9 protein-coding genes are annotated in these 7752 nt (G+C 66.4%); 4 read left to right on the top strand and 5 right to left on the bottom strand.

Annotated features, from left to right (window positions below; genetic code table 11):
• Positions 1-27: 27 nt before the first annotated feature.
• Both U9977_RS23055 and U9977_RS23050 read right to left on the bottom strand, forming a co-directional pair.
• A complete protein-coding gene (locus tag U9977_RS23055; RefSeq protein WP_322751377.1) occupies positions 28-1284 on the bottom strand; it encodes a cytochrome P450 in 1257 nt (418 codons plus the stop codon).
• A gap of 11 nt (positions 1285-1295) precedes the next feature.
• Entirely contained in the window at positions 1296-2138 is an 843-nt protein-coding gene (locus U9977_RS23050) for an SDR family NAD(P)-dependent oxidoreductase (RefSeq protein ID WP_322751376.1), read from the bottom strand.
• 56 nt (positions 2139-2194) lie between these two features.
• Between U9977_RS23050 and U9977_RS23045 the strand changes: the two genes are divergently transcribed.
• From U9977_RS23045 to U9977_RS23035, 3 genes are all read left to right on the top strand, one after another.
• A complete protein-coding gene (locus U9977_RS23045; RefSeq protein WP_322751375.1) occupies positions 2195-2818 on the top strand; it encodes a TetR/AcrR family transcriptional regulator in 624 nt (207 codons plus the stop codon).
• 136 nt (positions 2819-2954) lie between these two features.
• Complete coding sequence (locus U9977_RS23040; protein WP_322751374.1) at positions 2955-3755, top strand: SDR family oxidoreductase; 801 nt, start codon at positions 2955-2957, stop codon at positions 3753-3755.
• Between the two features lie 81 nt (positions 3756-3836).
• Positions 3837-4400: a nuclear transport factor 2 family protein gene (locus U9977_RS23035; protein WP_322751373.1), complete on the top strand. Its 564-nt coding sequence runs from the start codon at positions 3837-3839 to the stop codon at positions 4398-4400.
• Between the two features lie 41 nt (positions 4401-4441).
• On the opposite strand, the gene U9977_RS23030 is transcribed toward U9977_RS23035, so the two are convergent.
• From U9977_RS23030 to U9977_RS23020, 3 genes are all read right to left on the bottom strand, one after another.
• The gene (locus U9977_RS23030) at positions 4442-5662 is read right to left on the bottom strand and encodes a porin PorA family protein (protein WP_322751372.1); all 1221 of its coding nucleotides are present in this window, start codon (positions 5660-5662) and stop codon (positions 4442-4444) included.
• A 712-nt stretch (positions 5663-6374) separates the two neighbouring features.
• The gene (locus U9977_RS23025) at positions 6375-6668 is read right to left on the bottom strand and encodes a type II toxin-antitoxin system RelE/ParE family toxin (RefSeq protein WP_322751371.1); all 294 of its coding nucleotides are present in this window, start codon (positions 6666-6668) and stop codon (positions 6375-6377) included.
• A complete protein-coding gene (locus U9977_RS23020; RefSeq protein WP_322751379.1) occupies positions 6665-6946 on the bottom strand; it encodes a type II toxin-antitoxin system Phd/YefM family antitoxin in 282 nt (93 codons plus the stop codon). Before U9977_RS23020 ends, U9977_RS23025 begins: the two co-directional genes overlap by 4 nt.
• 499 nt (positions 6947-7445) lie before the next feature.
• On the opposite strand from U9977_RS23020, the gene U9977_RS23015 reads away from it, so the two are divergent.
• A partial coding sequence (locus tag U9977_RS23015) for a type II toxin-antitoxin system RelE/ParE family toxin (protein WP_416210755.1) occupies positions 7446-7752 on the top strand: 307 nt, incomplete at its 3' end.

Below are 7752 nucleotides of genomic sequence, written 5' to 3'. Positions count from 1 at the left end.
TCGCGAGGCGGCTTGGGGCGCGGCGGCCTAGGGCGCGGCGGCCTGGCCGACTACCAGGGGCAGGGTCGTCATGCGGACTGCGACCGACACCTCGTGGGTGAGGCCGCGCAGGTCGCCGAGGTGGTAGTCGGGGATGCGGCGGTGCCATTCCTCGACGAGCACGCGCAGTTCCATCCGGGCCAGGTGTGCACCAGCGCACCGGTGCGGTCCCAGGCCGAAGGCGAGGTGACGGTTCGGCAGCCGATCCGGATCCATCTTCTCCGGAGACGGGAACAGGTCGGGGTCTGCGCTTGCCGCCGACAACAACAGGAGGAGTCGGTCGCCGTCCTTCCACGTGATCCCGTGGAAATCGACGTCGCCTTGAACGGTCCGGGAGACCAGCGGGATCGCCGGGAAGCACCGCAGGGCCTCCTCGACCAGTCCGCCGACCACCTGCGGGGTGTCGTTGACGCGCCGGCGCAGGGCCTGGTTCTCGGCGAGCAGTTTGAACAGAAACGCCATGGTGGACGCGGTCGTACCGAGGGACGTGCCGAGCAGGGTGTAACAGAGCTGAACGATTTCCTCGTCGGTGAGGGGTCGGCCGTCGAGCTGCTGGGACAACAGGTAGGTGGGGATGTCGTCGGCGGGCCGGCGCCGCCGATCGGCGAGCACCTCTTCGAACATGCCACGCACCTTCGCGACCGCCGCGGCGAGCTGCACGCCACCGGGGTCGTTGCTGGCGTTGAGCTTCGCCGGCAGCAGCCGGGTGGCGACGATTTCGTCGGCGCCCGCGAGCGGAAGTCCCATGTGCTCGAGGAAGACCTCGGCCGGGATGCGCAACGCGACGTCGGCCATGAAGTCGCAGCCGCCTCGTGCGGCGACCTCGTCCGCGATCGTCGCGACCGATGCCCGGGCTCGTGGCTCGAGCCTTTTCACGGCCGCGGGCGACAGCAGCGGCGTGATCAGCTTCCGGACCTTGGTGTGCTCGGGTGGATCCAGGTTCGCCGGCAGGTGGAACACCGGAGGCGGGTCCCGGTAGAAGGTGAACGTCTCGCAGTTGGAGTAGCGCGCCGGATCCTGGCTGATCTCCTTGTACAGGTCGTAGCGCGTGATGACCCAGAAGCCGCGCGCCGCGGTGCTGTAGAAGACGTCGCCGAGTTGCTGCGCCGCCAGGATCGTGCCGAGCGGGTCCTCCTTGAACGCCGGATCGCATTCCGGGTCGAAGTTCGTGACGGGCACGCCGGCGTCGCGGGCCCGCGCCTCGGCGTCGGCGTCGGCGTCAGCGTCAGCGTCGGCTAACGTCACAGGTCCATCGTTCATCGGTTCTCCTGGAAGACGGGCGCGGTGACGGTCGGCAGCCGGCCTTCGCCAAGCGCTTGCGCGTGGGTGAGGAGCGTCGCGGTGTCCGCCGGGTCGGTGAAGACGCAAAAACAATGTTTGTCGAGGGCTTGCCGCAGGATGTCGTCCGCCATCGTCCGCGGGTCCGACCCGTAACGCTCGAGGAAGGCGCGGCTCGCGTGCAGAACCTCCGCGGAGACCTGGGCGCTGCCGTAGTCGGCTGGGCGGTTGCGGACCGCGTCCGCCATGGCCGAACGGATGGCGCCCGGCAGCACAACCGACACGCGTACGTCGGAGCCGACTTCGAGGAGGTCATGCTGCACCGTCTCGGCGAGCGCGAGCACGGCGTGCTTGCTGGACACGTAGGGCGCTAATGCCGGAAGCGTCGCGACGGCGCTGTTCGATGCGGTGATGAGGACATGGCCCGCGCCTTCTTCCAGCAGAATCGGTACGAAGCTGCGGATTCCGTGGACGACACCGAACACGTTGACGTCGTAGATCCAGCGCCAGTCGTCGACCGAGAGCTCCCAGGCACGGCCCCGCAAATTTACCCCGGCGTTCAGGCACACGATGTCGACGCGGCCGAACCGGTCGAGGGTCCGGCTGGCGAGGGCGGCGACCTCGTCGTCCTTGGTGACGTCGGTGCGAACGGCGAACACCTCCGCGCCGTCGACCCGCAGGCGCTGCTGCGCCTGCGCGAGCGCGTCCCCGTTGATGTCGGCGATCACGACGCTCATCCCTCGGGCCACGAGGCCGGCGGCCAGTCCGAGCCCGAGACCGCTCGCCGCGCCGGTGACGACGGCGACACTCGTTTCGCCCACGATGCCCCCAGTCCGTGATGACTAGTTGTACGTCTAACAAGTAACATGGAGGCATGGTGACGTCAACCACCCAACGGTCGCGACGCACGCAGGCACAACGTCGCGACGCCGCCCGCATCGCCATCCTCGAGACCGCGATCCACCTGCTCGCCGACGGCGGCTACGGGAACATGACGCTTGCCGATCTAGGTGAGCGCGCCGGCTACAGCCGGAGTCTGGCCACGCACTACTTCGGCTCCAAGCCGAAGCTGCTTGCGGCGATCATCGACCACGTGCTCAGGGAAAGTCCGCCAGCGGCGCTGGATGACAACGTCCGCGGGGCCGAGCGCATCGAGGCTGAGATCATCGGGCTGTTCGACGGCCTGACCGCCAACCCGTCGGCGGCCCGCGCCTACATCGTCATCGCCCACGAGGCGGCCACCTCCCTGCGGGAACTCCTGCCGGTGATCCACCAGCAGAACATCGCGTTCCGGGGGCGCATCGAGTCCGCACTCAGCGAGGGCATCGAGCTCGAAACGATCCGGGCGGGCCTCGACCCGGCATCGGTGAGCATCGCGGTGATGGCCATGATCCGAGGCATTACGTGGGAATGGTTCACCGACACCACCCTCGATCTGGCGACCTGCAAGCAGGCGATCCTCGACCAGGCCCGTGTGTTGTGCACAGCCACCAGCGGCTGAGCACCGGGGCGGGAGCTGAGCTGCGCTCAGCAGGCGTCCTGCCACCGGACGGACCGCCTCCACGGATCAGTCCGCCTCCACGGATCGGTCCGCCTCGTGACCTTCCCAGCAGTTACCCATCCAGCGGAGGTACCCGATGACGACTCCGGCGTTCGACTCGTTGTTCGACATCCGCGACCGCGTGGTGGTCGTGACCGGCGCCAGCAGCGGCATCGGCCGGATGCTTGCGCACGGCCTGACGGCGGTGGGCGCGAAGGTGGTGCTCGCCGCGCGCCGCGAGAACCGGCTGCGCGACCTCGTCGCCGAGATTGCCAAGGAGATCGGCGAGGACGGGAGAGCCGTCCCGGTCGCCTGCGACATCTCCGACGATGCCGGCCGCGCCCGGCTGGTGGACCAGGCCGTCCGGGAATTCGGTGGGATCGACGGGCTGGTCAACAACGCCGGCATCAGCGGGAGCGGCTTGCCTGCCACCCGGCAGAGCACCGCGGAGTTTCGGGAGGTGCTGGAGGTCGACCTCGTCGCGCCGTTCGACCTGGCCAAACGGTGCCTGGTGTCGATGCGGGAGCGAGGCGGTGGCTCGATTGTCAACGTCACGTCCACCGCGGCGGTCACGACCACCGGAACGGGTATCCCCCAGGCTGCCTACTGCGCCGCCAAGGCCGGGCTCGCGCATCTGACCCGCGAGCTGGCCGTGCAGTGGGGCCGCTACCTCGTCCGGGTGAACGCCTTCGCCCCCGGCTTCTTCGCCACCGAGATGACGGAACTGATGACGGACGCCGACGGGATGCCGCCGGACTGGCTCACCGTCCGCCAGGCGATCAAGGGGTCGGCAGGTGCGGCGGACGCGCTCGGAACAGTGCAGTTCCTGCTCTCCGACGCCTCCCGTTTCGTGACTGGTCAGCACATCGTGGTTGACGGCGGCCAGACGATCACCTGAGCTCGAACCGCCTGCCGTCCGCCGTCCGCCGTCCGACAATCCGGACCGCACCGGATGAGACACCCCACAGGAGGGCCGGGTATGACCGACGCCCGTCGTCACGGACCGCGACGTATCCCGCCGCCAGCGGGCATGACCGACGTCGAGCGCTTACTGGCGTACCAGGAGATCGGGCAGCTTGCCGCCCGCTACGCCCTCGCGGTCGGCTCCTGCGACACCGAGGCGCTGGTCGAGCTGTTCGTCCCGGACGTCAAGGTAGGAAGGGGCGTCCGGGGCCGGGACGCGCTGCGGGCATCCTTCGACCTGCATCTGAGGGCCGCGCCCGTCGCCATCCTCACGGTCGGCCAGCACGTCATCAACCTGCTTGAGCCGGAGCGCGCCGCGGGAACGGTCTACTGCATCGCCGAACTGGGGGACGAACGGAGCTGGTTACGCCAGGCCATCGCCTACGAGGACGACTACGAGCGGCGGGACGGCGAATGGTACTTCACGCGTCGTGACCACCGGCTCTTCTACGGTCTGCACCTCGACGAGCGGCCGCTCCTGCAGGAACCCGCGAGCTGGCCGGCGAGCGCCACCGGTCGCGGCGACATTCCGCAGGCGTGGCCCACCTGGCAGGACTACTGGCACAAGCCAGCGGACTGACGAGCCGCGACAGGGACGGCACGGAGCATGGACGACATCCTTCAGTCGGTCCTGGTCGGCACCGTGGCGCCAGCTTCCCCCACGCCTTCGCTCGTCGTGGTGTTCCGGCCCCGACCATCTGACCGTCGGAGCACGCTGAGTGCGACCCCGATGGCGGTGAGGCCCCCTCCAAAGATGATTAAAAACAATGGAACGACCTTTTTGATCAGGTTGATCTGGTCACCCAGGTCCGTCGCATAGCTTGCGAGATCGGCGACCGATGGTGGGGTCTGCGAGTAGTCGATGTTGAAGATTCGCGTCGTCGGTGGAGTGCGGACCAGGCGGGCGAGCGTTGCCTCTGCCCCGGTGACGGTCGTATTGCTGGCATATTCAGGCTTCGCGAGGATGGTCTGGATCCGGCCCATGCCGGCAAGGTCGGGCTGCGCGTAGATCGTCTGGTTGATGCGGTCGAGCGAGACGATCGCGCCGGTCCGTGGTTCGACAAGGAGTCGAGTGTCCACGTCGAGCAGGTAGTTCAGCGAGATCGGCTGGCCGATGACCGAAACGATCTCGGCCTGGTCGGCTGCGGACAGTTGAGGAAGTACCTGCGTCGCGAATTGCTGCGGGTCCAGGCCCTGCGCCTTGAGTTGGGGGCTGAGCTGCTGAAGCGTGAGTTGCCTGGGAATGCCCTGCGACCTCAGTTGATCGATGTAGTAGCCCTGTACCGGCGCTTTCTCCAGGCGTCCGTGCATCGGCCGTAACGTCAACCCGGCCCGCTCCACGCTCGGCCCGTCCTGCCGGAACGGGTAAGGTGCCCCCACTTCGTTCTTCCAGATCGAGTACGGCCCATCGCCGGCATCGAACGGCAGATTGATCGAGTAGTTCGGAGAGCGGTCGATCTTGTTCTGTGCCGTGTAGGCGTAGGCGCGCTCATCCGCCAGATTTTTCAGCGAGCTGCGGTCGATGACATAGCGCTGCAGGAAGTTCTGCTCCGGCAGAGGTCCGATTTTTTCGACGTCGTCCTCCTGAACCACGACCTTCGATGTCGACGACTCGACGACATGGACTCGACGCTTGATGTCGAGCGGGAATGGCGTCGGGCTAGGTTGCGGCGCCGCTGTTGCCGGATCGGCGTAGAGCGTGAGCGTGCCGGTCGCGTACACGGTCTTGTCCAGGTCATCGGGGTACTTCACAAGCTGGCCGGGGGCGACAAACCGCCAGGCGCCTGCGATCACGAGGAGAAGCATCCCGATCGTGACGAGTAATTTCGAGATACGACGCACGCTGGGAGCCTCCGCTGCGTGGGAATTGAGAGTTGCTGCGCGACTGCGGGTATGGCCGCAGCGACCGAGCGCTTACATCGCCGACCGCGACGTTCCAGCAGCAGCCGGGCGCTTGGTCTAACGTGCGCACGTCGGACCCGCAGGTTGGCATCACCGAGACGCTGTAGCGCCATGGCCATGGCCACGGCCGTGGCTTCGCGCTCCCGCCAGCGGGTGTTCGTGGCGTGTGCTCACAACCGTGTCTCGACATCAGCACCCTCGGCCGCCGACTGAGGGTGCTGATCATACCACGGCAGGCAAGGTACTCGTGGAGTGATCCCGCTTCATCGTCGCCGGTAGCGATCAGCGCGTCGACATCGACCGCACCCCCTCCTCGGCAAGCGCCTGCGCAGGATGTCGACCCGCGGGCCGGGCGAACCCGAGTGTTCTCGCAGGTATGAACCATAAGCCGGTTCAATACCGGCCCGCTCGTCGCGGTTGCGAACTATGACGACAAGGACCACGGCCGTTGTGTCGAACTGATGACCGGCGCAGCATGGTCACGGCGGCCGTTGTTGGTTCCGGCCCCGGTCATAGCCGAGGTCTGCTATGTGCTGGAACGGGAGTGTGCCGACTCAGCTTATCGGCGTTGCCCTGGTCTGCGGAAGCGTCAGGGGACAGCGGCATCAAGGGTTTTGGCACCAGCTTCATTGTTCTTCGCTGGCCGGATGGCTCACCGGTGGTAGACGTCGCGGCGGTGGTCTATGTCGACGACGGTCACGATTCGCGATATGTCGTTGATGCGGTAGATGATCAGATAGGTGCCGCGACGGGCGCTGAATCGGTCATCCAGCGGCGGCATCAGCCGCTTTCCCACCCGATAGGGTGCCTGAAGTAGCGGGCCGGTGATGAACTCGTACGCGGCTGCGGCGACTACCTCGGGGAGACGTTCGGCAAGCGCACGGCACACCGTCGGAGTGGTGCGTAACGTGTGGGGTTGCGATACCCGGTGTGCTTCTTCGCTCATGCCGTGCGACGTCGGCGCCGCATAGTCTCGGCCAGCTCTTCCTCGGAGACGACATCCCCGCGGGCGAGTTCGGCGTCGGAGTCCGCGAGTCTGCGCATCGTCGCCGGATCGCTGAGGATCGCGAGCGTCTCCTCCAGCTGCTCCAGGTCCTCCACCGCGAGCAGCACGGCGGACGCGCGACCGTGTACGGTGACGATCACCCGCTCATGGTGATCATTAACTCGACCTACAAGTTCGGACAGATGGGCCTTGACCTCTCCCAGCGGGAGCGTCGTCATGGTCACAAGTATGACCAAAACGATGGCTGGTGTTGACCTACGCAACCGTCTGTCATGAGCGGATCAGGTTCTGATCGTGCAGTCGGGCGGGTTGCCGGACCTTCTACAGCTGATTGGCGACGCTCCGTTACGCAGATGCTCAAGCTCGTGACAAGTATCGGGCCGCAATACTCATTGCAGTACTGGAGATCTTCAAAAGCTCAGAGCCCCGCGCCGTGTGATCGACTGTGAGGCTCTGAGGTGCCTCAACCAGCGTGCGCTCGGAGGGACTCGAATCCCCAACCTCGTGATCCGTAGTTTGCTTGTGATCTTTCGTGGACGTCCGCTGAGGTTCGCCGGGTGCGGTGACCTGGGCTCGGATGTACGTGGGGGCTTGCTAATGTCCGTGCTCGTCCGTGGGCTCGCCTGTCCGTGTGGCTGTCAGTCATGCCACCATCGGCGGAACCTGCCGGGAGCACGACGCCGCATGTTTAGGTCGAGCTATAGTCGACCTGTGTCGGTGGAGCCACCTCATCGGTGGACGATCAAGGCCACACCCGACCTGCGGGAGTGGCTGCGCTCGCTGCGCCAGACAGACCTGGACACCTATCGGTCGGTCAACGCGGCGATCGACATGCTCGCCGAGATCGGGCCTGGGCTCGGGCGTCCGCTCGTCGACACACTGCAAGGATCGACGATCAAGAATCTCAAGGAACTGCGGCCGAGGTCGGGCCGCGACATCGCGATCCGGGTGATCTTCGTTTTCGACCCCTGGTCACAGGCCGTGTTGCTGGTCGCCGGCAACAAGGCCCGTGACTGGTCACGGT

Source organism: Protofrankia sp. Cas8 (genome assembly GCF_963555845.1).
Lineage (GTDB): Bacteria > Actinomycetota > Actinomycetes > Frankiales > Frankiaceae > Protofrankia.
This window is presented reverse-complemented; position numbering and strand designations above follow the sequence as displayed.